At 53.6% G+C, this 24,069-nt stretch carries 23 protein-coding genes; 7 read left to right on the top strand and 16 right to left on the bottom strand.

Translation table 11 applies throughout. The annotated features are described in order from the left end of the window. Position 1: 1 nt before the first annotated feature. Both accD and ACO2Q8_RS09840 read right to left on the bottom strand, forming a co-directional pair. The gene (gene accD / locus ACO2Q8_RS09845; protein ID WP_423344631.1) at positions 2-844 is read right to left on the bottom strand and encodes an acetyl-CoA carboxylase, carboxyltransferase subunit beta; all 843 of its coding nucleotides are present in this window, start codon (positions 842-844) and stop codon (positions 2-4) included. 88 nt (positions 845-932) lie between these two features. Next, the gene (locus tag ACO2Q8_RS09840; protein WP_423344630.1) at positions 933-1,631 is read right to left on the bottom strand and encodes a DNA alkylation repair protein; all 699 of its coding nucleotides are present in this window, start codon (positions 1,629-1,631) and stop codon (positions 933-935) included. Between the two features lie 77 nt (positions 1,632-1,708). Here ACO2Q8_RS09840 and ACO2Q8_RS09835 point away from each other — a divergent pair, with 77 nt between their 5' ends. Next, positions 1,709-2,269: an NADPH-dependent FMN reductase gene (locus tag ACO2Q8_RS09835; protein ID WP_423344629.1), complete on the top strand. Its 561-nt coding sequence runs from the start codon at positions 1,709-1,711 to the stop codon at positions 2,267-2,269. Between the two features lie 92 nt (positions 2,270-2,361). Here ACO2Q8_RS09835 and ftsZ read toward each other — a convergent pair whose 3' ends face one another. The 11 genes from ftsZ to ACO2Q8_RS09780 all read right to left on the bottom strand — a co-directional run bounded on the left by ftsZ (position 2,362) and on the right by ACO2Q8_RS09780 (position 14,994). Further along, positions 2,362-3,771 (bottom strand): cell division protein FtsZ, encoded by a 1,410-nt coding sequence (gene ftsZ / locus ACO2Q8_RS09830; protein WP_423344628.1) that lies wholly within the window; start codon positions 3,769-3,771, stop codon positions 2,362-2,364. A gap of 87 nt (positions 3,772-3,858) precedes the next feature. Next, on the bottom strand, positions 3,859-5,262 hold the full coding sequence (ftsA, locus tag ACO2Q8_RS09825) for a cell division protein FtsA (protein WP_423344627.1): 1,404 nt from the start codon (positions 5,260-5,262) through the stop codon (positions 3,859-3,861). After that, positions 5,259-6,035: a cell division protein FtsQ/DivIB gene (locus ACO2Q8_RS09820; RefSeq protein WP_423344626.1), complete on the bottom strand. Its 777-nt coding sequence runs from the start codon at positions 6,033-6,035 to the stop codon at positions 5,259-5,261. The genes ftsA and ACO2Q8_RS09820 overlap by 4 nt, the downstream gene beginning before the upstream one ends. 31 nt (positions 6,036-6,066) lie before the next feature. Next, positions 6,067-7,449: a UDP-N-acetylmuramate--L-alanine ligase gene (gene murC / locus ACO2Q8_RS09815; protein ID WP_423344625.1), complete on the bottom strand. Its 1,383-nt coding sequence runs from the start codon at positions 7,447-7,449 to the stop codon at positions 6,067-6,069. Positions 7,450-7,587: 138 nt separating this feature from the next. Next, complete coding sequence (gene murG, locus ACO2Q8_RS09810) at positions 7,588-8,685, bottom strand: undecaprenyldiphospho-muramoylpentapeptide beta-N-acetylglucosaminyltransferase (protein ID WP_423344624.1); 1,098 nt, start codon at positions 8,683-8,685, stop codon at positions 7,588-7,590. 45 nt (positions 8,686-8,730) lie between these two features. Then, entirely contained in the window at positions 8,731-9,885 is a 1,155-nt protein-coding gene (locus ACO2Q8_RS09805; RefSeq protein WP_423344623.1) for an FtsW/RodA/SpoVE family cell cycle protein, read from the bottom strand. Positions 9,886-9,980: 95 nt separating this feature from the next. Then, positions 9,981-11,333, bottom strand: a complete 1,353-nt coding sequence (murD, locus tag ACO2Q8_RS09800; RefSeq protein WP_423344622.1) for a UDP-N-acetylmuramoyl-L-alanine--D-glutamate ligase — start codon at positions 11,331-11,333, stop codon at positions 9,981-9,983. A 131-nt stretch (positions 11,334-11,464) separates the two neighbouring features. Next, positions 11,465-11,797, bottom strand: a complete 333-nt coding sequence (mscL, locus tag ACO2Q8_RS09795) for a large-conductance mechanosensitive channel protein MscL (protein WP_423344621.1) — start codon at positions 11,795-11,797, stop codon at positions 11,465-11,467. Between the two features lie 99 nt (positions 11,798-11,896). Then, positions 11,897-12,679: a transglutaminase family protein gene (locus ACO2Q8_RS09790; protein ID WP_423344620.1), complete on the bottom strand. Its 783-nt coding sequence runs from the start codon at positions 12,677-12,679 to the stop codon at positions 11,897-11,899. Positions 12,680-12,974: 295 nt separating this feature from the next. Further along, positions 12,975-13,538 (bottom strand): thioredoxin family protein, encoded by a 564-nt coding sequence (locus ACO2Q8_RS09785; RefSeq protein ID WP_423344619.1) that lies wholly within the window; start codon positions 13,536-13,538, stop codon positions 12,975-12,977. A 178-nt stretch (positions 13,539-13,716) separates the two neighbouring features. Further along, positions 13,717-14,994 (bottom strand): DNA polymerase Y family protein, encoded by a 1,278-nt coding sequence (locus ACO2Q8_RS09780; RefSeq protein WP_423344618.1) that lies wholly within the window; start codon positions 14,992-14,994, stop codon positions 13,717-13,719. Between the two features lie 118 nt (positions 14,995-15,112). On the opposite strand from ACO2Q8_RS09780, the gene ACO2Q8_RS09775 reads away from it, so the two are divergent. After that, the gene (locus tag ACO2Q8_RS09775) at positions 15,113-15,829 is read left to right on the top strand and encodes a S24 family peptidase (protein WP_423344617.1); all 717 of its coding nucleotides are present in this window, start codon (positions 15,113-15,115) and stop codon (positions 15,827-15,829) included. A gap of 134 nt (positions 15,830-15,963) precedes the next feature. Further along, positions 15,964-16,887 carry a tRNA (adenosine(37)-N6)-dimethylallyltransferase MiaA gene (miaA, locus tag ACO2Q8_RS09770; protein WP_423344616.1) on the top strand — a complete coding sequence of 308 codons (924 nt, stop codon included), beginning with the start codon at positions 15,964-15,966 and terminating at the stop codon, positions 16,885-16,887. Between the two features lie 10 nt (positions 16,888-16,897). Here the strand turns inward: miaA and ACO2Q8_RS09765 are convergent, their stop codons facing one another. Continuing rightward, positions 16,898-18,079 carry an alpha/beta hydrolase-fold protein gene (locus ACO2Q8_RS09765; RefSeq protein ID WP_423344615.1) on the bottom strand — a complete coding sequence of 394 codons (1,182 nt, stop codon included), beginning with the start codon at positions 18,077-18,079 and terminating at the stop codon, positions 16,898-16,900. Positions 18,080-18,256: 177 nt separating this feature from the next. On the opposite strand from ACO2Q8_RS09765, the gene ACO2Q8_RS09760 reads away from it, so the two are divergent. The 4 genes from ACO2Q8_RS09760 (at position 18,257) to ACO2Q8_RS09745 (ending at position 21,708) form a co-directional block, all read left to right on the top strand. Continuing rightward, positions 18,257-19,240, top strand: coding sequence for a polyprenyl synthetase family protein (locus ACO2Q8_RS09760; protein WP_423344614.1), 984 nt, complete (start codon positions 18,257-18,259; stop codon positions 19,238-19,240). A 47-nt stretch (positions 19,241-19,287) separates the two neighbouring features. Beyond that, a complete protein-coding gene (locus ACO2Q8_RS09755) occupies positions 19,288-19,908 on the top strand; it encodes a rhomboid family intramembrane serine protease (protein WP_423344613.1) in 621 nt (206 codons plus the stop codon). 72 nt (positions 19,909-19,980) lie between these two features. Then, the gene (locus ACO2Q8_RS09750; protein WP_423344612.1) at positions 19,981-20,856 is read left to right on the top strand and encodes a LytR/AlgR family response regulator transcription factor; all 876 of its coding nucleotides are present in this window, start codon (positions 19,981-19,983) and stop codon (positions 20,854-20,856) included. Between the two features lie 153 nt (positions 20,857-21,009). Continuing rightward, positions 21,010-21,708 (top strand): DUF2306 domain-containing protein, encoded by a 699-nt coding sequence (locus ACO2Q8_RS09745; protein WP_423344611.1) that lies wholly within the window; start codon positions 21,010-21,012, stop codon positions 21,706-21,708. A 74-nt stretch (positions 21,709-21,782) separates the two neighbouring features. On the opposite strand, the gene ACO2Q8_RS09740 is transcribed toward ACO2Q8_RS09745, so the two are convergent. Together ACO2Q8_RS09740 and ACO2Q8_RS09735 are read right to left on the bottom strand one after the other, a co-directional pair. Then, complete coding sequence (locus tag ACO2Q8_RS09740) at positions 21,783-22,559, bottom strand: tetratricopeptide repeat protein (protein WP_423344610.1); 777 nt, start codon at positions 22,557-22,559, stop codon at positions 21,783-21,785. A gap of 72 nt (positions 22,560-22,631) precedes the next feature. Next, a complete protein-coding gene (locus ACO2Q8_RS09735; protein ID WP_423344609.1) occupies positions 22,632-23,978 on the bottom strand; it encodes a DEAD/DEAH box helicase in 1,347 nt (448 codons plus the stop codon). Positions 23,979-24,069 lie beyond the last annotated feature (91 nt).

The following is a 24,069-nucleotide window of genomic DNA, read 5'->3' as shown; positions in this document are numbered from 1 at the left end:
TTTACTGCAACATTTTGAACAAAGCCGTCAGCTTTTCTTTCAGGTCTTTGCGATCCACGATAAAGTCCAGAAAACCGTGTTCGAGTACGAATTCAGCGCTCTGGAAGCCTTCAGGCAGGTTTTTACCGATGGTTTCGCGAATCACGCGCGGACCGGCAAAACCGATCAGGGCGCCCGGTTCGGCAATGTTAAAGTCGCCCAGCATGGCGAACGAAGCCGTCACGCCCCCGGTCGTCGGATCAGTCAGCAGCGAAACGTACGGAATTTTCTCGTTCGACAGTTGCGCCAGTTTGGCCGAGGTTTTCGCCATTTGCATCAGCGAATAGCCCGCTTCCATCATCCGGGCCCCGCCCGAGCGCGAAATCATCAGGAACGGCGTTCGGGTTTTCAGCGAATGGTCGATGGCCCGCGCAATCTTTTCCCCCACGACCGAACCCATCGAACCACCGATGAAGTTGAAATCCATACAGGCCACCGTCACGTCCAGCTCGTTGATCTTTCCGTAAGCCGACCGAACCGCGTCTTTCAGGTGCGTTTTCGCAATGGTGGCTTTGACCCGCTCCGGATACGATTTGGTATCGACAAATTTCAGCGGGTCGCCCGAGGTCATGTTGGCGTCGAGTTCGGTAAACGCTCCCTCATCGAATAGCAGCGCGAAATAAGCCTCAGAGCCGATTTTTTCGTGGTAATTGCAGTGTACGCAGGTATACGCGTTGAGCTTGTGCTCGCGCGTGTGCATGATCTTTTTGCAATTCGGGCATTGGTACCATAAGCCGTCCGGCGCTTCGCGCTTCATTTCGGTCGGCGTATTGATTCCTTTTTCTTTACGGATAAACCACGACATAGGGTGTCAGTCTCCAGTTAACAGTTCGTATTCAATTACTTTGCGGCCAAAGCAGGGGGCAAAGATAGTAAGAAAACCGCAGGGGCCGTTACAGTTCCAGGTAGTACTTTCGGCGGGCAGGCTCAAACCGTTCGATGGCGTACCGCAGGGCCGTGCGCGGCAGTTGCCCCGCATGGTCGTGCAGAAACTCCTCGAGCGCGTCCGGATTTTTCTTGCCCACCTCCCGCAACATCCAGCCAACGGCTTTATGAATCAGGTCGTGCCGGTGAGTCAGCAACAATTCGGCGAGTTGAAAAGTGTCCTGAAACTGGTTTTTCCGAATAAACGCCAGCGTCGATACCATCGCGATTCGCTGCGACCAGAGGTGGTTTTCCCGCACTAACTCATACAGGATGCTCCGGTCTTTGTTAAGAAGATAATTGCCCACAATGCCCGGACAACTCGTATCGACCAGATCCCAGTTGTTGACGAACGCTTTATTCCGAAGGTAATAGTCAAAAATCAGTTTGCGGTTTTCTTCGCCGGGGCGTTTGGCCTGGTTCGTCCAGATGATCAGGCCGGTCAGGCGGCATTCGTGGTAGGGGTCGCGGACGAGTTGCTCGGTTTCATCGGGGGGAAGCAGCCGGTACTGGGCCGCAATCACGCGCTGTTGCGGAACGGACAGGCCCAGAAATTCGTCACCTTCGCCATATTGCCCCGGCCCGGTTTTGAAGAATCGTTTGAAAAAACCGGCTTTTTCGGGATCAGCCAGCGCCAGCAATTCGGCTTTAACGTCCTGGTAAGTCATTGGCAGTCTTGAACTAAAACGGGAATGGGTTGTTATGGGTGCAACCGATCCTTTCGTCGGCCGAACGAAATAACCGCATGAATACAAACCCTACCGAACCGATAAGCGAGCATCCCATCATTATTATCGTCGGAACCAACCGGAAAAATTCCATGTCGCGGCACATCGCCGATTATTACCATACGATTCTGCACCAACTTGGAGCCGCCAGCCAGATTCTGGACCTGAGCGGTCTTCCACCGGATTTCGTCACCACGGCTTTGTACGAAAATACAGGAAAAAACCCTGAATTCAACCGCTATAAAGAGGTAGTAGAACAGGCGAAGAAGATGGTGTTTATCGTTCCGGAATACAATAACTCGTATCCCGGCGTGCTGAAAGCCTTTATCGACGGCATGAGTTACCCCAGCGGTTTATCGAACAAAAAAGTGGCGCTGGTCGGACTATCGGCGAATCACCAGGGCGGGGCGCTGGCTCTCAGCCATTTAAATGACATTTTCAGCTATTTGGGAACGAATACGCTGGCCCTGCGGGTGAAGCTGGCCCAAATCCGGAATCACTGGAAAGAAGGAGTTTTGCAAAACGATCTGTACAATATGCTCCTCCAGCAACAAGCCCAGCAATTGATTGACTTTTAACCATTGAGCAACGATCAAAAGAGTGCAAGAGCGAAAGAGCGAGTAGCTCCGCCAGTTTGTAATCCTGCGGAGCTATTCGCTCTTTCGCTCTTTTAATCGTTGAGCCTCGTTCGAATGATATTTTGCTCGTCGAGCAGGGGTAATTCATACAAATTAACTTTCTGACGCATGAACGCCGGGGTTTCGAGCTCCCGTTCGCGGTCGGCATAGCGATTTTGGGCGAAGCTCTCGACCATCTTCTGAAGTTGCAGCAGATCGTCTTCCCGCTTTTCCTCCACCAAAATATCTTCCAGTTTGGGATTCTGATACAGGCCACGGGTTTCCGTCTCAGCGAGGACTGGCTCATCAAGGGTCGCTCCGGTCGGGGTTGATGTATCCAGCAAAACCTCCTCCTCCTTGGGTTGCGTATTGGCTCCCTCATCAACCGGCAACTCATCGGCAAAAGGCTCTTTCGGCTTCGGCATGGGTTTTTCCCAGCCCGAGGGCGGGAAATCCGGTCGGTCGGTCGGCAAATCAAAACCGGCCGCAATAACCGTCACCCGCAGGTTTTTGCCGAGTGTATCATCTTTAATGGTTCCGTATTTGAACAGATGGGCCTGTTTATCCTTCCCAATTTTTTCCTTAATGTAACCGGTAATGATCTGGAGTTCCTTCATGGTCGTACGAGCCTCGGGACCCGACGCCATCGTGAGCAGAATCCGTTTCGCACCCCGGATATCGCGGTCGTTGAGCAAGGGCGAGTTGAGGGCATCCTGAATGGCGGTCAACGCCCGGTTTTCGCCCACCGAATCGGCCGATCCCATCACGGCTTGTCCGGCACCTTCCAGTACGCGCTTCACGTCCATGAAGTCGACGTTGATTTCGCCCTGCACGGTAATGATTTCGGCAATGCTTTTCACGGCATTGGCCAATACATCGTCCGCTTTGGCAAACGCTTGATCCATCGGGAAATCTTCGAAAATTTCCGCCAGTTTATCGTTCAGAATGACCAGGACCGTATCGCAGTATTCTTTTAGCTCGTCAATACCGCGCATGGCCTGATCGAGCTTCTCAATGCCTTCAAAGTCGAACGGAGCCGTCACAACTGCAATCGTCAGCAAGCCCATTTCCCGGGCGATCTGGGCAATGACCGGTGCCGCACCCGTACCCGTACCGCCCCCCATCCCGGCCGTGATGAACACCATCTTGGTGGGTTCGCCCAGCAGTTGCCGGATGTCTTCGGTATTTTCCAGAGCCGCCTGACGACCGACTTCCGGGTTCGTTCCGGCACCCAGCCCGGATGTCAGCAACGCACCTAACTGAATTTTTGTTTTGACCGGACTGTTGGTCAGCGCCTGGCGGTCGGTATTGCAGACGATGAAATCAACATCCTTGACCCCCATTCGAAACATGTGGTTGACGGCGTTGCTTCCGCCCCCACCAACACCGATTACTTTGATAATTGGCTCGTCTTCCTCGTCGGGAAACTCAAATCTCATGCCGTACTCCAATGCTTCTGGCATACCTGCTAATGTTTGGTGCGCTGTTCTAACGTTCTCAATTTACTACCACTGGCTAGCCAGTGCTTTATGCCATTCCTGTTGGGGTACTTATTGATTGTACCGATCGTCAGGGCCGAGGTCTTTACCGATATCGTCGGTCAGAAATTTCTGAAACCACGTTAAAATGCCTCCACCTTTTTCTTTCTTTTTCTCAGGCTCTTTGGCAGTAAGTGTCCCCTGGCCATGCCCATACCCGTGACCATTGCTGCCATTCACACCCACCGGATGCAAAGCCGTCAGTTGCAGCGGAATCCGGTCGTCCAGCCGTTTAAAACCGGCCCACACCAGCCCTACTGCCGTCGCAAAAGCCGGGTCGCTCACCAGATCGGCTTTCACGTTGTGCTCCAATTGATCCGGGAAACCAATCCGGACATCCATCCCGGTTACGCGCTCAAAAATACGTTCAATTCCTGAGATTGATGCCGTACCTCCCGTTAGAACGACGCCACCGACCAATTTATCCCGGTAGCCCGACCGGATGATTTCGGCCTGAACCATAGCCGCAATCTCTTTCAGACGCGCTTCGATCACCAGCGCCACGTTCTTCAAGAGAATATCTTTCGGCGGACGACCACTCAGATTTGGCACGGCCACCACCTCATTCAGCCGGAAATCGCTCGGATCGGCGCTGCCGAACTTGGTTTTCAACAATTCGGCCTGCGTCGGCAAAATCCGGCAGCCCACTTCCAAGTCGGAGGTCAGGCTGTTACCGGCATACGGAATCACAGCGACGTGCCGAAGCACGTTTTTGTGGTAAATAGCGATTTCGGTCGTACCTCCGCCAATATCCACCAGCGCAACCCCGGCTTGTTTTTCCTCTTCGGTCAAAACCGCCAAAGCCGACGCCAGGGGCGCCAGCAGAAACTTGTCGTTTTCCAGCGGTTCGCGCTGGGGCGACACCGACCGGGCCCGTTGAATGCATTTCCGGGTGTACGAAGCCGAACTCGTTTGCGCCGTAATTACCTGAAAATCAGCCTCCAATTTCACACCGATTCGCCCTACGGGATAATCAATATTGGATTCGCTGTCAACCGTAAAATCCATCGGCAGGACGTGAACGATCTCCGATCCGGCGGGCAGCACTGAGCGATACATATCGCCAACCAGGTGTTCGATGTCATCGGCGACGACTTCATCGCCCGGCGATGTGCGCGTGATGCTGCCGTGTTGCCGGCGGGCCGTGACGTTCTGGCCCGAAAAGCTGACATTGACCACGTGAATGTCAATGTTGGCCTGTCCGGCGGCTTCTTCCACCGCGCGGTTGATGGCTTCGACGGTTTGACCGATGTTGACAACGGACCCTTTGGTAACGCCCCGGGAGACGGCTTTTCCTACGCCCAGGACATCAAGTCGGGGGTGATCATTACTGCGGATAAGGCGACCAGCCACGGCACAGACTTTGGTGCTGCCAATGTCCAGTCCTACTATAATTTCTTCCTGCTTTGGTATCATTCGCACACAATCTGGTTACGGTACTGCACACTAACCCTCCGGTATCGGTCCCACCCTTTCAGGGGCAGGATGTGTTTGTAAAACAACTTTATCTTCTCAAATTTCGCTTCCAGTTCAACGGGCTGGCCGATTTCGATCAGGCAGTCGCCCACCTGCGGAATCAGCGTCACTTCGCGGTTTCGGTCAACGATTACCTGAGCTACCTGCGCTTTCCAGAACGGATCGGCTTCAATCTGTCTGAGCAGTTTCAGCAACGGCTGATTCGTTTCAGTCGTCAGCGATTTTCGTTCGCTGAAGTACGGACCCGAAACCAGCACCACCCGCGCCGTGTAATTCATCGAGAGCGGAAACCAGCGACCATCGTCCGTCAAGTAATACCCGGCATAGGCCGACTTTGTTTCGGTTCCGTCCGGAACCAGTCGGGCCAGCGGCCGCTGCTGTTGAATATCGGCAATCAGAACACCTTTCAAATCCCGAAAAACCTGGCAGCTTTTGATCAGACCGTTTCGTTTCAGCCGCTCCTCCAGGCGTTTCAGATTCAGATCGGCGTATGAATCACCGAGTAAAGGATCGGCTCCGTCATTCGTCAGCGTCCGCAGCACGTCGTTCCGGTTCAGAAACCGATGACCGTCCACTTCATCCATCCGGATGTCGATCCCTTCACACTGCCGGTGGTTTTGCCGGTGTTCGGTAAAGGCAATCAGCCCCACCAAAACCGCCAAACCGGCTATGGTCAGAATAAAGGTTCTATTTAAGGGAAAAATAGAAAACATCCGTCTTTATCGACTTTAAAAAATTTAATTTTTATTCATTGGTCTGAAAAAGATCCCGGATGACGGGAATCAGTTGATCAATATCACCAGCACCGATTGTCGCGACCAATTCGGGCGGATCATTTTGCAAAATACCGGCAACTTCCGCTTTCGTACACTGAATTTTTTCTTCAGATTCAATTTCATCAAAGATCAGCCCGGCACTGACGCCCTCAATCGGTAATTCGCGAGCCGGATAAATATCCAGCAGGATGACGCGGTCGGCCAGGGAAAGGCTTTCGGCGAATTCTGCGGCAAAATCGCGCGTCCGGCTGAACAGGTGCGGCTGAAAAATAGCCGTTACTTTCCGCTCCGGATACAAGGCTTTCAGCGACGACAGAAACGCCCGCACTTCCGCCGGATGGTGCGCGTAATCGTCGATAAAGATAGTGTTTTTCGATTGGAGAATGTATTCAAACCGGCGTTTCACCCCTTTGTATGTCCCGATGGCCTGACGAACGGCCTCCGGAGCTACGCCCACCCGCAAGGCAGCCGCTGCGGCCGCTACCGCGTTCTCCACATTATGAAAACCGGGAACCTGCAGGGCGACATTTTCGATAACCCCCTCAGGATAAACGATATCAAACACAAACCGGGCATTTTCAATCCGCAAGTTCCGGCTGTGATAAGCCCCTTCGTCTAACGCATATTCGTAAACGGTGGCAGGCGTCGAATCGGCCAGCGCGAGCCCAGTCCGCATAAATAAGGTTCCGCCGGGTTTGATCTGTCCGACAAAAGCCCGGAACGAATCCAGCACCGAGTCGTGATTGCCGTAAATATCGAGGTGATCGGCATCGGTCGAGGTCACAATCGCAACCTCCGGAAACAGCGTCAGAAACGAGCGGTCAAACTCATCGGCTTCGACTACACAAATCACCTTCGACAGATCGTCGGTCGGTTCGTTGAGCAGAAAATTGGTGCCGTAGTTCTGGGTGATTCCGCCCAGAAATGCCGCACAGTTAACGCCCGATGCCCGCAGGATGTGGGCAACCATCGAGGAGGTCGTGGTTTTTCCGTGCGTCCCGGCCACCGCAACCGTCGTCATCCGACCCGCCAGCAGGCCCAACACCTGCGACCGCTTCTGGAGTGTAAAACCGTGTTCGGTCAGGTAGATGTATTCGGGATGCGTTTTCGGGACGGCGGGGGTGTAAATCACCAGCGTTTCTTCCCGGTTTTCCCGAAAATGCGCCGGAATCTGTTCGACGTCTTCTTCAAAGTGAATCGCCATGCCCTCCTGTTGCAGCGCATCGGTCAGGGCTGTGCGCGTTCGGTCGTAACCCGCCACCTCGTACCCATTCACCAGAAACCACCGCGCCAGCGCACTCATGCCGATGCCACCAATACCGAGAAAATAAACGTAACGAATGTTATTCATTCTTAATGCTTTATGATGGCTAAAGATGGATTGGATGGTTAAAAATGGCTGGATGGTTAAAATGGTTGGACGGTTTTTAGCCCTTTAACCATCCAACCATTTTTAACCATTCAATCCGTCCAGCCATTAAACGCCTTTTTATTTTATCAATTTTAATACTTCTTCCGCGATTTCGCGGGCTGCTTTCGGCCGGGCCAGTTCGCGAATCTGTCGGCTCAGGACGTGCTGTTGTTCCTGATCGGCGAGGAGCTTCAGCGCTGTCGGAACCAGGTCGATCAGGGCCGACCGGTCGTTGACCAGCCAGGCCGCTTTCCGATTGACTAGGCTCATCGCGTTTTTGGTCTGGTGATCCTCCGAGGCCGCCGGGAAGGGCACCAGGATGGCCGGTTTTTCAACCAAACAGAGTTCCGACACCGACAAAGCCCCCGCCCGGGACACCACCACATCGGCGGCTGCATAAGCCATATCCATTTCATAAATGAAATCGAAGGCCTTGATCCGGGTCGCTCCGGCATCGGTAATCGCCTTGCGGGCGCGCTTGATAAACAACGGCCCGGTTTGCCAGACAACTTGGTACCCGGCACGAACCAGGATGCTCAGGTCTTTTTCAATGCTTTCGTTGATCGTCCGGGCACCCTGGCTTCCGCCAATAATGAGCAGGGTTTTGCGGTTTGGCTCCAGGCCAAAGAAAGCCAGTCCTTCAGCCCGTTTGCCAACGGCCTGCATGATGTCCGTCCGGACCGGATTGCCGGTCATTTTTATTTTTTTGGCCGGGAAAAAAGCTTCCATACCCGGATACGCCACACAAATGGTGCTCGCCCGGCGCGAGAGGAGTTTGTTGGTCAGCCCGGCGTACGAGTTCTGTTCCTGAATGAGCGTCGGAATGCCTTTCAGCGAAGCCGCCAGCAAAACCGGACCGCTGGCATAACCGCCCACGCCCACGGCCACATCCGGCCTGAATTCCCGCACCACTTCCTGCGCCCGCAGAAAGCTCCGGCCCAGCTTGAACGGAAAAGCCAGGTTTTCCAGCGTCAGTTGGCGTTTGATCCCAACGACCGGCAAGCCGATAATACGGTAACCCGCCCGGGGCACTTTTTCCATTTCCATCTTTCCTTCCGCGCCCACAAAGAGCAGTTCGGTGGTCGGATCCATGGTTTTTAATTCATTGGCAATGGCAATCGCCGGATAAATATGGCCGCCGGTTCCCCCGCCACTGATGATTACACGTTTTGGCATACTACTGACTGCGGCTTTTTTCGCAACATCCGTTAAAGACTCTGATTACGTTGTTTTCATCAACTTGCTTTCATCCGTCTCGCCCCGGCTCACGCTGATGATAATGCCGATGGCCGTACCGGTGAAGAGCAGCGACGTTCCACCCATGCTCAACAACGGCAGCGGCTGACCCGTGACGGGCACCAGTCCCACCGAAACCGCCATGTTGATCATGGCCTGAATAACAATGCTGAATGTCAGGCCCGCCGAGAGCAGCCCCCCGTAGGCCCGGTTGGCCTTTCGAATGGCCCGCATGCCCCGCCAGAGTAGGTAGAGGTAGGCCAGAACGATGGCAATACCGCCAATGAGTCCGTATTCTTCCACGATCATGGCAAAAATAAAGTCAGAGTAAGAATGGGGCAGGAAGTTCCGCTGGTGGCTATTGCCCGGTCCCTGGCCATAAATACCGCCGTGGGCCAGGGCGATGTACGATTGCTCGACCTGAAACTCGGGCGGGCGTTTTCCGTTGAATGTCTCCCAATAATTAGTTACGCGACTGATGGATGTTTTGCCACGCTGCCCGAGGAGCAAGGCGAAACTGCCCATGATCAGGCAAACGAGTACCATGATAACCAGGTACTTACCCGGCACCCGTCCGATAAACATGAGCAGAAAGCAGGTGGCCGCCAGCAAGGCCGCCGTCGAAGCATTGCTCAGCACGATACAGGCGCAAATCAAACCGATCCAGATGATCATGTTGGTCAGAATACTCGGATCGTACTGCTCCTTTTTGATGTGTTGCCGTTTGGCCAGCATGGCCGCCAGGTTCGAGATCAGCGCCAGTTTGGCCAAATCGGACGGCTGAAAGGTCTGGTTGATCAGCGGAATCGTGATCCAGCGCGAGGCTTCGTTGAGGTTGGTTCCTTTGAAATACGCCCACAGCAGCAACGGCACCGACAACCACATCCCAAACCGCGACAATCGGGCGTAGTACACGTAATTAAACCGGTGGGCCACCCACATGCAGGCCAGCCCGAGCACCACCAGCGCCCCGTGTTTAAACAGGTAATGCTCCGTCGATTGCAGCTTCTGGTAGGCCATCGTTCCCGTCGCGCTGTAGACGACGGCCACGCTGATGATCGACAAAAACAACACCACACCCCAGATGTGGTAGTCGCCCTTGATGTTGTTCTTTAACCAGTCTGTTGCTGAAATAGTCATGCCTTTGAGGAGTTAAGAATTAAGAATTAAGAATTAAGAGTTGGCTGACGCAAGCTGAAAAAAGAATGCGTCAGCCAACTCTTAATTCTTAATTCTTAACTCATCATTCGTTTAACGGCTTCTTTGAATTGGTTGCCCCGGTCTTCGTAGTTCCGGAAGAGGTCGAAGCTGGCGCAGGCGGGGGAGAGCAAAACCGTATCGCCCGGATTAGCCCACGCCAGCCCTTTCGCCACCGCTTCGTTTACATCCTGCGTTTCGAAAACCGCCGGAACCGTGTCCGCGAAAAAACCGACCAGTTTCTGGTTGTCTTTCCCCAGACAAATTAAGGCTTTTACTTTTTCCCGCACCAGCGGCAGGAGTTGATCGTACTCGTTGCCTTTGTCGAGCCCGCCCGCAATCCAGACGACCGGCGTTTTCATGCTTTCGAGCGCATAATAGACTGAATCGACATTGGTGGCTTTTGAATCGTTGATAAAGTGAACCCCCCGGATCTCACCCGCCGGTTCGAGCCGGTGCTCCGCATTTCGGAAGGTCTGCAAACCAGTCCGCAGCACTTCCGGCGGTACACCCACGGCCTGAGCCGCCAGCGAAGCCGCGAGCATATTGATAGCGTTGTGTTTCCCTTTCAGCGGCAAGTCCGCCGTCGCCAGTTCGACCGTTTGCGTACCATTGTACAGTACGAGCGCATCCTTTTTCAGATAAGCACCCGGTTTGGGCGTATCGTCCAGCGAGATCGGCAACAACCGGGCGACCGGCTGCCGACGCGGCAGTTCCTCCGCAATCGCCGGATTTTCCCGGTAGTAGATGAACGTGTCGGCGGGTGTCATGTTTTGCAGAATCCGGAACTTCGAGTTTACGTAATTCTGAAAAACATACTCGTAGCGGTCCAGATGGTCGGGCGTGATGTTGAGCAAAATCGCCACATTCAGCCGGGTCTGGTACATATCGTCCAGCTGAAAGCTGCTCAATTCCAGGACGTAACAATCAAAGTCGTTTTCAAGCACCTGCCGGGCGAAGCTGTCGCCGATGTTGCCCGCCAGTCCCACCTTGAGTCCGGCGGTTTTCAACAGATGATAGACGAGCAGGGTTGTAGTGGTTTTGCCGTTGCTGCCCGTGATGCCGATCAGCGTTGCATCGGTATACCGGGCTGCGAGTTCGATTTCGGAGATGATCGGGATGTTTTGTTGGCGAAGTTGTCGGATGATCGGCGCTTTTTCGGGAATACCGGGGCTTTTGACCACTTCCGTAGCCACCAGAATGCGTTCTTCCGTATGGTGCCCTTCCTCAAACGGGATGTCCACCTGCTGCAAAATCTCCCGGTATTTGTCCTGCAACAGGCTCTTATCCGACAGAAAAACCGTATAGCCTTTTGCCTGGGCCAGCAGCGCAGCCCCAACGCCACTTTCGCCCCCGCCCAGAATCACCATCAACGGCCGATTACCTTCCATACTTTTTTGTGTGCAAACCAGGGACAAAAATAGAGGTTTCGCCGTAGTCTACCCCCGGTCAATCATCTTTTTGCGAACAAAAATAAACCCCGCCGGTTGGGCAGGGCCAATGGGTGGGTACAGTGGAATGGTTATTCTTTCTTTTCCATCGACGACGACAACCGCAGCCGGTTGGCAGCCTTCACAATCAAGAACACGACCCAGGCAATAATTAAAAATTGAAGGACAATGTTGAAGAAATTGCCGTACCGGATGGCAACCTCCGGCGTATCGCCGACGGCTTCTTTCAGGACAATTTTTAACTGGCTAAAATCGACGCCACCGGTGATCAGCCCCAGGATTGGGTTTATGATATCCTCCACCAGCGAGGTTGTGATTTTACCAAATGCTGCTCCAATGATAACACCCACAGCTAAGTCCAATACGTTGCCTTGGGCAATAAAGATCTTAAATTCTCGCAACATCGGTTAAGATAAGTTAAGTGATTGGCAGGAAGTTATAAAATGTAACCATATAGTCAAATTTCTTCACCAAATAATTTAAAATCCGGCGTTGGCACCTTCTCACTTTTTTTCTTCTACCCACACCTTCATGCCTTTAAACTGCATGGCACCGTACTGTGTCGCCAGGGCCACATCGGCGGCATCGCGCCCGTAAGCCACCACGATTCGGTTGCCGCGCGGTTGCTGCTGCGTCGCATCGAAGGTGTACCAACGCCCATCGATGAAGGCTTCAAACCAGGCGTGTAAATCCATTGGATCGAGTTGATACAGGTATCCAACCACCATCCGGGCCGGAATATTCAGGCTGCGGCAGAGCGAAATTCCGAGGTGCGCAAAATCCCGGCAAACGCCCACCCGCTTTTCCGCCGTATCGACAGCCGAGGTGCTGGCATCGCTGGTGCCGTACTGGTACGTGACATGGGTTTGAATCCAGCTTCGAATGGCCTCTACCTGGTCGTAGCCCGGTATGGCTCCGGCGGTAATGTCGGCGGCCAGCGGCCCCAGGCGATCGGATTGGCAATACCGGCTGGGCAGCAAAAATTGAAGGGTATCGTCGGGCAGATTTTGCACCGGCACAAACGGCGCACCAAGCGCTACGTCGATCACGTCAGCGGTTTCAACCACGATGCTAACGTGGATTTTAAATGGCCCTTCGGGCGCAACCAGCCGCTGGCAAAGGTTGCCGTACGGATCGGTGTATTCGATAACCGGCACGTTAGGTTCAATCAGGTATTCTTCGGAAAGAACCCATTGCCCCGCGCCGGAACGGGGGCGTAACATAAGCACAGTGGGTGCCGGAGCCGGAACATCGTAAAGGAGTTCACAGCCAGCAAACAGTTTCATAACAGCCTTGTAGTAACGATTGGTGAAAGGTAGTTGGACAACCTGCGGCTCAATTTCTGCCGCCTTTTTCTCTAACCCAAATCGCTCTGCATTTGTTACCGGAAACAGCCGGAGGAAGAAATTAAATGTAAAATTATAAATGACGAATGTTAAATGTAAAAGTGTTTCTTAATCCGGCAGCGCCATAACTTTTACATTCAACATCTATCATTCATCATTTTATTCTTTTCAAAAGCAAAACCATCCGGACGCCCACAAAAGGCCATCCGGACGGTTTCAGACGGTTTTCGAAAACCTACAATTTGGCTGAATACTTCTGCGGGTAGGTTTTGGATTTAAACTCGTCGAACGGTTCTTTGCTGTAGTGGTCGCCACCGATGAAGGTGATGATCTGGTGGAATTCTGGCGCTTTGATGTACCCCGGAATGGGCTGAATGGCCTGGAATTTTTCGTTCAGAAACACCACCGTCGGGTAGCTGAGCTGATTCCGCAGCAGGGCCGCAGCCAGTTGGTGATAGCCCCGACCGCCCTGAGCCACGTACACAAACTTGTCTTTCCCGAGCACAATGTCCTCTTTCTGCTCCGCGTTCAGCTTCACGGCGTAATAGTTCTTGCTGATGTAGTCAACCACCGACGGATTCGTGAACGTTTCGCGGTCCATCACCTTGCACCAGCCGCACCAGTCGGTATAGACATCGATAAAAATTTTCTTCGGTTTTTTCTGGTTCAGTGCGAAGGCCTCCTCAATCGTCATCCACTTGATTTTGCCTTCTTCTTTGGGTTCGGGCTTCGGCCGGAACGAAACCAGCGTAACGCCCATCAGCAGCGTCGCTACCAGGAGGGTGAATACTTTATTCATAATCGGATCATTTTATGCAAAACCGCCGACTGGTTTCGCTGTGCTAAGAAAGTAACGAAAGGTATCAAATAAACCGTATGTTTTTGTACGAAGTTCGCACTCCTTGTTTTGACTCCGAAAGTAGTTGGCGGTAACAGATTTTTGCCAAAAAAATCACTAAGCTTGTGGTAGTTATTGTTCAGAACGGATTCTGGTCGTCGTGCAGGTCTTTGATGGAGCCAAACCCGATCACATCCCGGAAAACCGGGTTTTCGCGTAGTTCGGTGGCCCGCATCAGTTTATCGCTGCCAAACCGGGCTTTCACTTCGTAGAGCGTTTTGCGGAGCCGGTTTTTGCGGGTGTTGTCTTCGAACAAACTGAACGGCACGAGTTGGTCGGGCATCAACCGGAAGACGCTGACGCTCATGCTCCGGATGCCCCGGTTCAGGATCGGCTCGCACCGGTTGACCCGCTCAAACCGCTCGAAGCGCTCCCGGATCAACTGATAAATTTCCATCCCGTCCTGCTTCGGCTCCGGCAGCTTGATTTCGTCCGAATAATGCCGGCCATCGTGGTACCGGCAATGGAACGAAATAACCTGGCAGTACACCTCCTGCCGCACCATCCGGCGCTCGAGCGTCAGGCAGAGCGATTGCAGCAACTCGTCCAGCCGCTCAGCCGACTGCCGCTGGTTGGTCGAGATCGTCCGCATGGCCTGCATACTTTTGTAGGCGCTGGTTTCCAGATCGACTTCGCCCCCGAAATTCAGCCGCAGGTGCCAGTGCCAGCCGATGATGCTCTTACAAACCGCCCGCAGTCGCTCGGGCGAGGCATAGCGCAGGTTGAGGGGAGTCAGAATACCGTGATCTTCAAGCCGTTTCGCCATGCGCTGCCCAATGCCGGGCAAGTCCGTCAAGGTCAGGCCGTTCAAGACATCGTCGATGGTTTCGGGCGTAATCATCACCAGCCCGTCCGGTTTTTGCAGATCCGACGCGAGTTTGGCCAGAAAGGCGTTGGGCGCGATGCCGATGGAACAACGGAGCCAATCGCCGACCTTCGTCCGGATGTCGTTTTTGATCTGGAGCGCGACTTCCCGCACATCCTTGTACATCAACTGGCAGCGGGTCAGGTCGACCACGGCTTCGTCGATGCTTTTGGGCACCACATCCGGCGTAAATTGCTGCAAGACCTTGATGATGGCGACGTGAAAATCCCGATAGCGTTGCGAATTGATCTCGACCGGAATCAGTTCCGGACAAATCCGCACGGCTTCGTCGAGCCGCATGCCGAGCTTCACGCCCAGCCGTTTGGCCTCAATCGAAGGCGCAATTACGCAACCCTGTTTTCCAGTATAAACACAGACCGCAATCGGCCGGTCGCGCAGGTAATAATTCACCTGCTGCTCGCAACTGGCAAAAAAACTGTTCATATCCACAAACAACACCGTCGGTTTGGTGTACTCCCCCAGCCGTTTCATAGCTCTTTTCAGGTTGTGTATAATATTATTCTGGCAGTTTTCATCGGATTTGTTGTTTTATTTAGTAAATTTGATCACAATATATAATAGTTATATTATAAAAGTCAATTTTTGTATCATGTTAAACGAACCGGGAAAATCGTTTGAGGAAGGATTGGAGCCGATTCAGGAGCGATTGCGGCAGGTTTTTGATGCGCTGGAAATCAGTATTTACCAGGCAGCCAAGGACTTAGGCGAAAACTCTTCGAAGTTTTACAACATCCTGAACGGACGCGCTAAACCATCATACGACACCATCATGCGGTTGTTGGAGCAATATCCGCAAGTACGGGCCGATTTTCTGCTGCGGGGCCAGAAGCCTGTCCTGGATGAGCCGGAGCAGAATGGAAAAATCATCGAACTGGAAGTGCGCTACACCGACCTTCCGTTCGTACCGACGCGTTTCTACGCCAGCTTTGTCGAAACCTACATGGAAGGCATCAGCATGGCGCAGATGGAAACGTACCGCGTGCCGGTCAATTTGGTGGGCAACCACAAAAATCCGGTCGTGATCGAAGTGTCCGGCAACAGCATGACGCCCCAACTCGCCAACGGCGCCAAGGTGCTGGCGGTGCTGGTCGATCCGAACAATTGGGAGTATCAGTCGGGCGGTATTTACGCCGTCATTTACCGCGACTATTTCGTGGTGAAACGCATCAAAGACAACGAATTGCTGACCAAACAACGGTTGACGCTGCACTCCGACAATCCGAACGGCGGCAGCGTAACGGTTCCGCTGAAGGATATTCGGGGTATCTGGAAAATTGTGCGGGTAATCGATTCGCCGGTCGAGTAAATGCAAAACCGGCAGGACCTGCGGTACGACACGAGGAACATTTTGCGACCGGTTTTCCCGAAAACCGCCCCGGCCCGTACGGGATGTCGCCGAAAGTGGTCACCTTTGTGCCGTACCGCAGTTCTTAGCCTTCTATGCAGCACCTCCTTGTGATTCTGGGACCGACCGCCAGCGGTAAAACCCGGCTGGCCGTGCAGGTGGCCCGGCGGCTCAACGGCGAAATCATCAGCGTCGACTCCCGGCAGGTCTACCGCAAGATGGACATCGGTACCGGCAAAGACCTGGATGAATACCGGATTGAGGGTCAGGAGATTCCGTATCACCTCATCAACATCGTCGACGCCGGAAGCGATTACAACCTGTACCAATACCAGCAGGATTTTCACCGAATTCTTCCCGGGATTCAGCAGCGGGGGCACGTGCCGGTGTTGTGCGGAGGAACCGGTTTGTACCTCGAAGCCGTCCTGAAAGGCCACCGTTACCCGGCCATTCCGGTGAATCCCGAACTCCGACTGACGCTCGAAGCGCTCACCGACGACGAATTGCTCGCCCGGTTTCAGCAACTCCCCTCCGACTACTCTGCTCTGGCCGACACCTCCACCCGCAAACGCCGGATTCGGGCCATTGAAATTGCGACCTACCTCACCGAACACCCCGACGCAGAACCCGCCAATCCGGTTTCATTCGCCGACGCCCTGGTGTTTGGCATCGATCTGCCCGTGGAGGTTCGGCGCGAACGCATCTCTCACCGTCTACGGGAACGACTTAAAACCGGTATGATCGAAGAAGTCCGGCAATTACTGGACAACGGCATTCCGGCCGAAAAGCTGGTTTTTTACGGATTGGAGTATAAATTTATTACGCAGTACCTCGCTGGCGAACTGGATTACATCACGATGACCGCCCGGCTGGAAACCGCCATTCACCAGTTTGCCAAACGCCAGATGACGTTTTTTCGCAAACTGGAACGCGACGGACTGGCTATCTGCTGGCTCGACGGTCGGCAAGACACCGATTTGTTAGCCGATGAAATCGTCCGGGCGTATCAGGCGCTTTAGGCTAACGGGTTTACTTAAACAACAAGGGCGCAAACTCACGGAAACACCGACGCCAGGTGTGCCACTCGTGGAAGGTGCCGGGCGACTCGTAGTAGGTCGACTGGATGCCCAGATCGGCCAGCTTTTTACGGGTGTCGGTCGCCATCGTCACAAATTGCTTCTCCTCGCTTCCGGCCCCGAACCACAGCAGTTTAACTTTATTATTAAACGCTTTGGCATCGGCAAAGACGCCGTTGAAGGCAGTTTTCGGCTCGGCCAGCATGTTCCCAAAAATCGCTCCGCTGAAAAAACCGTAGTGAGAGAACAACTCCGTGTGATTCATTCCGATCAACATGGTCTGCAACCCGCCCATCGACAGCCCCGCCATCGCCCGGTTTTCGCGCCCCGGCTGAATCCGGTAGGCGGTTTCCATCGTCGGCAGGATGTCTTTCATGTACACCTGCTCCAACGTCGCGGCCCGCTTCATCATGTCGTTCGGCGTGTTGGTGGCAGCGGGCGTGTCGCCTTTGGCGGTGGCGTAGCCGTTGTCCATCACCACAATCATCGGTTTGGCTTTTCCCTCCGCAATCAGGTTGTCGAGAATGGCGTTGACGTGGCCCTGCAACGACCAGCCACGTTCGTTTTCGCCCGCGCCGTGCAGCAGATACAAAACCGGGTAGCGTTTTTTGGGATTGGCGTCGTAACCCGGCGGGGTATACACAAACGCCCGACGCCATTTGTCGGTGACGGTCGAATGGTACCACTGCTCGCGCACTTGCCCGTGCGGGACTTTTTTCAGCAGGAAAAAATCTTCCGTCGGAACCGGAATTTCGATGCCGCTGGTGGGTCGGCCGTAGCCAAAATAGGCATCGCTGCCCGGATCATTGACCCGAACGCCGTCGACAATGAACCAGTAATAATGAAAACCGGGTCCGGCCGACGGGATCGTGCCGTTCCAGTTGCCATCAGCATCCTTGACCAGATCGAGCGGTTCTTTCCGAAAACCGTCTCCACCCTGCACCTGTACTTTGGTGGCATCGGGCGCTTTCAGCCGGAGCTGCACCCGCGAGTCGGCCGCGATTTTGGGAAATTCGGCGTTGAGCACATTGGAAGCCGCCGGGCGAAAATCGTCGCTGCCCGTTTGCGCCCAGCTTAATGCAGGCAAAAATAAGAGGATAACGAGCCGGAAAGGCCGAAACGCAGCGTTCATCATCAGGGAAAGGAATCGTGATTTAGGAAAAAACAAACTTACACAATTCAACCCAAAAACCGGGTTAATCGGTTGGCCCAGAATAGCCGTTTTCCCCTCAACTCACCAACTCATCACTCTTAACTCTTCATTCTTAATTCTTAACTCCCTAATCCCGGCGGTTTTCTGTATTTTTGGGCCATGACCTCAACGATCAGCCCACTGTTTTTACTGGAAGCCATTCAACAGGAGATTCAGCAGACAAAATACGGCCTGAAACCCACCGAACTCTACGACCCGATCAGCTACATCATGAGCCTGGGCGGCAAACGGATGCGCCCGCTCCTGACGCTCATGGGCGCTTATCTGTTCAGCGACGACTGGCAGAAGGCCGTCAAACCGGCGCTGGCCGTCGAAGTGTTCCACAACTTCACGCTCATGCACGACGACATCATGGACCAGGCGCCCCTGCGCCGGGGCCAGCCGACGGTCCACGAAAAATGGAACCATAATACGGCCATTCTGTCGGGCGACGTGATGCTGGTCAATGCTTACGAGCTGTTGCTGGACGTGGAAACGCCGTATTTGAAAAAAGTACTGGCCCGGTTTAACCGGACGGCCGCCGAGGTGTGCGAAGGCCAGCAGCTTGACATGAATTTCGAAACGCGCTGGAACGTTACGGATGGCGAGTACATCGAAATGATTAAGCTCAAAACGTCGGTTTTACTCGGTTTTGCGCTCGAATTGGGCGGTATCGTTGCCGGAGCCGACGACGCTACCTGTCAGCTTCTGCGGGAAGGCGGCATCAACATCGGCCTGGGCTTTCAGTTGAAAGACGATCTGCTGGATGTGTACGGCGATCCAGCGAAGTTCGGCAAACAGGTCGGGGGCGATATTATTGCCAACAAAAAAACGTTCCTATTAATCGAAGCCCTTGAACAAGCTCAGGACGAATTGAAAACCGGGCTGGTCGGCTGGCTCCAGGCAACGGATTTCGACAAAACGGAAAAAGTACAGGCCGTAACGGCCATTTACGACCAACTCGGCATCCGGCAACTGACCGAAAACCGCATCAACGCTTACTTTACGCAGGGGCTGGCGAATTTCGAACAGATTCCGGCCGACCCCGCCCGCAAGGCGCTGTTGCTGGAGTTTACCCAACAGCTCATTGGCCGGGAAAGTTAATGTAACCTTAAAACCGTTCCCACCGACGGCTCACGACTCAACCATTTATGAACATCACGCTTGCTATCATCGTCATTACTGTACTCGTGAGCATCTATGCCTGGCGCAACGAGTCGCTTTTAGATAACCTGGTGCTGAATCCACAGAAAGTATTCCGGCGGGGGCAATGGTACCGGCTGTTAACTTCCGGTTTCGTCCATGCCGATTTCGGTCACCTGCTGTTCAATATGTTTACGCTCTTTTTCTTCGGCAGACTGATTGAACAGGTATTTGGGGCGCTTTTTGGTAGCTCCGGGCCGCTTTACCTGCTGTTCTTTTACCTGATCGCGATTGTCGTCTCCGACCTGCCCACGCTCTTCCGGTACCGAAACCGCTCGAATTACAATTCCCTGGGTGCATCGGGTGGTGTGTCGGCCCTGTTGTTTGCGGCCATCATGTTCGTTCCGACCGAGAAAATCTTAATCATGGGCGTCATTCCCATCCCCGGTTTTATTTTCGGAGCGCTGTACATGGGCTATTCGTTCTACGAATCCCGGCGCGGAGGCAGCAACATCAACCACGATGCACACTTGTTCGGGGCTATCTTCGGCGTAATCGTCGTTATTTTGCTCTACCCGCCCGTGGTTTCGAGCTTTGTCGAGCAGGTTTCAGGCTGGCGGTTGTTTTAATTTTAGAACAAAGAAGTAAGACAAGAGACAATAGACTGAACATCGTTGCTTCAGTCTATTGTCTCTCTCACCATGTGGCAGTTTTTCCGGCAACCGTATCCCTGCGAAGAATCCGTCCGCAGCCGCTGGGTCAAGGCGTTCTGGATCGGTGTGTTTGTCGGGTTGTTTCTGCTGATTTTTCAACCGTTTGATCTCAGTAGCTGGGACACGCCGAACAAAACCGTCAAGATTCTCGGTTTTGGCCTGATTTCGTTTCTGGTCACAGCTTTCATCAACCTGACCACCCCCCGCATTTTTGCTAAATACTTCACCAACGAACGCTGGACGGTCGGGCGCGAAATTCTCTGGATTTCGGCGCACATCACGCTCATTGGCGTGGTAAATTATCTTTACCTCGACTGGCTGATCGGCAATCCCCGGTACTCGCCCAACCTGCCCGCCATCATCATCGTGACGTTTGTGATCGGGCTGTTTCCGTCGGCGGCTTCGGTCGCGCTGAATTACATCATTCAACTCAAAAAATACAGCCAAACCGCCAGCCAGCTTCCCATTTCCGGGCATCCGGAAAAACCGCGGGAAACCGCCCCCGCCCAGCCGTTGCTGACCCTCACGGCCGAAAACGAAAAAGACTCGCTTTCGCTGCGCCCCGCCGACTTGCTGTACATCGAATCCAGTGACAATTATTCCACCGTTGTTCACCTGAACGAAAACCAACCGGTGAAAACTCTGCTCCGTAGTAGCCTCAGCCGACTGGAAAATCAGTTTGGTGCAACGGCTCCCACCATCGTCCGGTGCCATCGGTCGTACATCGTCAATCTCGAAAAGGTAGAGAAAGTAACCGGCAATGCGCAAGGTTACAAATTGCATCTGCACGGCGGTTTGTTTCAAGTTCCGGTGGCCCGCAAATACAATGACACGCTGGTGGCCCAGCTCAAATCGCTAGCATAACGCCTTGTCAAACATCCCCGGCGGTTTTGCCAAACAGCCCACCGCTTGCCAAACTCCCCAAACTCCTGACGTACAACCCTTTCATTTGCCTCGTGTGTCGGCCCGGCTTAGGTTTGTTCCATTCAATCGAACACGACCAAACGCTTTTACGCCATGAATCTTTTGCTGATCATCCACATTGCGGCTGGTTTTCTGGCCTTGATCGTCGGGATTGTCCCAATGGTGACGAAGAAAGGAAACCGCCTGCACAAAGTAACCGGTCTGGTTTTTTACTGGTGCATGGCCGCCGTCTGCCTGACCGCCGTGTACCTGGTTTTTTTCAAACCCAGTTCGCTGTTTCTGCTGTTTATCGCCATCCTGAGTTTCTATTTCTGCTACTCCGGTCGGCGCATCTTGCGGCTGAAAAACCCTCAAAACCGGTTTACGGTCACCGACCAATGGGCCGCTTACGGAGCCTTGGGTGCTTCGCTGGTGATGTTCGGGTTGGGGATGCAGGCCTTTTTCAAGTGGCAAACCACCGGCAACCTGAATATGTTCGGGATTCTGTATCTGTTCTTCGCCGGTATTCTGTTCACCAACGCCCGCTACGACGTGCAGTTGTTCCGGAATCCCGAAAAAGCCCGCAATGGGCGCATGGAGTGGTTTTACGGGCATATTTCCCGAATGTGCGGTTCGTACATTGCCACGCTGACGGCCTTTGCGACGGTCAACACCCGTTTTTTGCCGAACCATCATTTTCTGGTCGATCTGGCCGCGTGGACATTACCGGGCATCGTCGGCGGGATGCTGATTGGCCGCACGATCCGGGCTTATAAGAAGAAATCGAAGTTCCGTGCAAGTACCGGACTTTAGTCCGTGTTTTTTATAACTAGAAACTCAAATAGCCAAATAAAAAACACGGACTAAAGTCCGTGGGTACGGGGAGGTTAGCGTTTGAAGAATCCTTTGGGATCGGGGGCTTTTTCGAGGAGTTCTTGCAAGTACGGCAGATCAACCGCCGACAGTTCGAGCAAGCGAGCTTTGTGCAGATTGTCCCAGGCTGCGGCATAGTCGCCTTTGGCATAGTTGGCCCACGACAGCCGCATGAAGGTATTGGGATTGGTCATGTCGTATTTCAGGGCTTTGGTGAGCACCTGAATGGCGTCTTCGAGCAGTTCGTTGTCTTTGTTTTCCCGGTATTGCTTCAGTTCAACCGTCGCCAGGTCGGTCATCAGAACGGCGTTGGTATCGGCCACTTCCAACCCTTTTTTCAGCAGCCGGATCGATTCCGCATTGTTGCCCTGCTGGTAGCAAATGACGCCCAGTCCCCAGTATGAATCGGAATTTTTATCGTCCAGCAGCCAGGCGAGGTTGAAGCGGTAGCTGGCCGTGTCCAGTTGGCCTTCGGTCAGGTACTCCCAGGCTCGGGTCGAGAAAAACTGGCTGGCTTCCGTACGGTTATTGAAATTCTGGTCACATTCGCTCAAAAAACGAACTTCCCAGGCAATATGATCCGTCGATTTGGCCTGTTCTCCAAACAAAGGCGCTACGAAAGGGTTAATCACGGTACGAGCCGTCGTTTTCGAAACCTCAACAACCGTATCTCCCTTGCCCACTTCGACTTTTCGGGCCGAGCTGACCAGTTGTCCGGCCTGGGCCAGGACACCCAGTGGAAAGCACAGCAGAAGACCCAAAAGTCGCAATCCTTTTGTCCGATTATTCATGTGACGTTCAACGTACTAGCCATTATAGAACGTTAAGGGCGCTCAATTTAGTGCAAATTACATGAAATTTGGTTACGTCTTTCGGCGACGGGGTGACCCCGGTTTGAATTTGGCGCTGGGTGCTTTCGGGTTTTGCGGGGATTTCCCACGCGGGGGCGTCGGTCGCCCTTTGGTGGGTACGCCTTTCTTGTCGTGAAAAGCGCCTTTAAACGTTGGGTCTTCTTTTTTCCGCTGATTATCAATCTCGCGCAGATATGCTTGCTGCTCGTCAAACGGTGTTTCCGGGATCTCAACGGCGGCTGGAATGGATTCGCGCGGAATCGGCATCCGGATGATTTTTTCAATCTTCGCAACGTGGTATTCCTCGGCGATGGTCATGAATGTTACGGCTTCTCCACTGCGGTTGGCGCGGCCCGTACGGCCAATGCGGTGGACATAATCTTCGTAAATCAGCGGCACATCGAAATTAATGACGTGGCTGACTTCATTTACATCAATACCCCGCGCCGTCACGTCGGTCGTTACCAGCACCCGGATGTTGCCTTCCTTAAACGCTTCCATCGAGTTGATGCGCGTATTCTGGCCTTTGTTGGCGTGTAAGACCCGAATGCGGTCGTCGGCCACGACTTTCCGGGCCAGAAATTTGTAAATATTATCGGCGGTTTCCTTCGAGCGGGCAAACACGATCACCCGGCTGGCGGCTTCGTCGCTCAGCAGATGCGCGAGGAGATTAATTTTCGTTTTAAAATTCGGAACGGCGTAGAGTTTCTGTGTCACCATGTCGGCCGTCGATGCCTGGGGCGTCACTTCCACGCGCATCGGAAACTCCAGAAATTCGTACGATAGTTCCTCCACTTTTGCCGGAAACGTGGCCGAAAACAGCATGTTCTGCCGTTTTACCGGAATCACCTCCAGGATTTTCCGGATCTGCGGCATGAAGCCCATGTCCATCATCTTGTCGGCTTCGTCCATCACCATCGTGTTCAGTTGCTTCACGCCAATTTCGCCCCGGAGGTAAATATCCATAAACCGCCCCGGCGTAGCTACGAGAATATCGACGCCCTTCTGAACGGCCTCGATCTGCGTTTTGGGACCAATGCCGCCGTAGAGCGCCAGGTGCCGGATATCGGTATATTTACCCAATTCGGCGATGGCCGCGTCGATCTGCATGACCAACTCGCGCGTCGGGGCCAGAATCAGCACCCGCGGGTGCTGCCCCTGCGCAAACTTGGTTTTCATCAAAACCGGCAGTAGGTAAGCCGCCGTTTTGCCGGTTCCGGTCTGCGCAATGCCCAGCACATCGTGCCCCGCCATCGCCAGCGGAATCGCCTGCACCTGAATGGGCGTCGGCTGTTCATAACCCGCTTCCGCAACGGCATTCAGCAACTGCCGGTTAAGCTTAAAATCGTCGAATGTCATATCTTAATTTCCGTTTGTCTAAACGCGGATTAAAGGATTAATAGGATATAAAAGGTAGCCTTGCGCAGCCATCCTGTTTAATCCCTTAATC

This window comes from Larkinella sp. VNQ87 (genome assembly GCF_049445795.1).
Classification (GTDB): Bacteria; Bacteroidota; Bacteroidia; order Cytophagales; family Spirosomataceae; genus Larkinella.
Note: the sequence above shows the minus strand (reverse complement) of the source record. Positions and strands in the feature narration are given on the sequence as shown.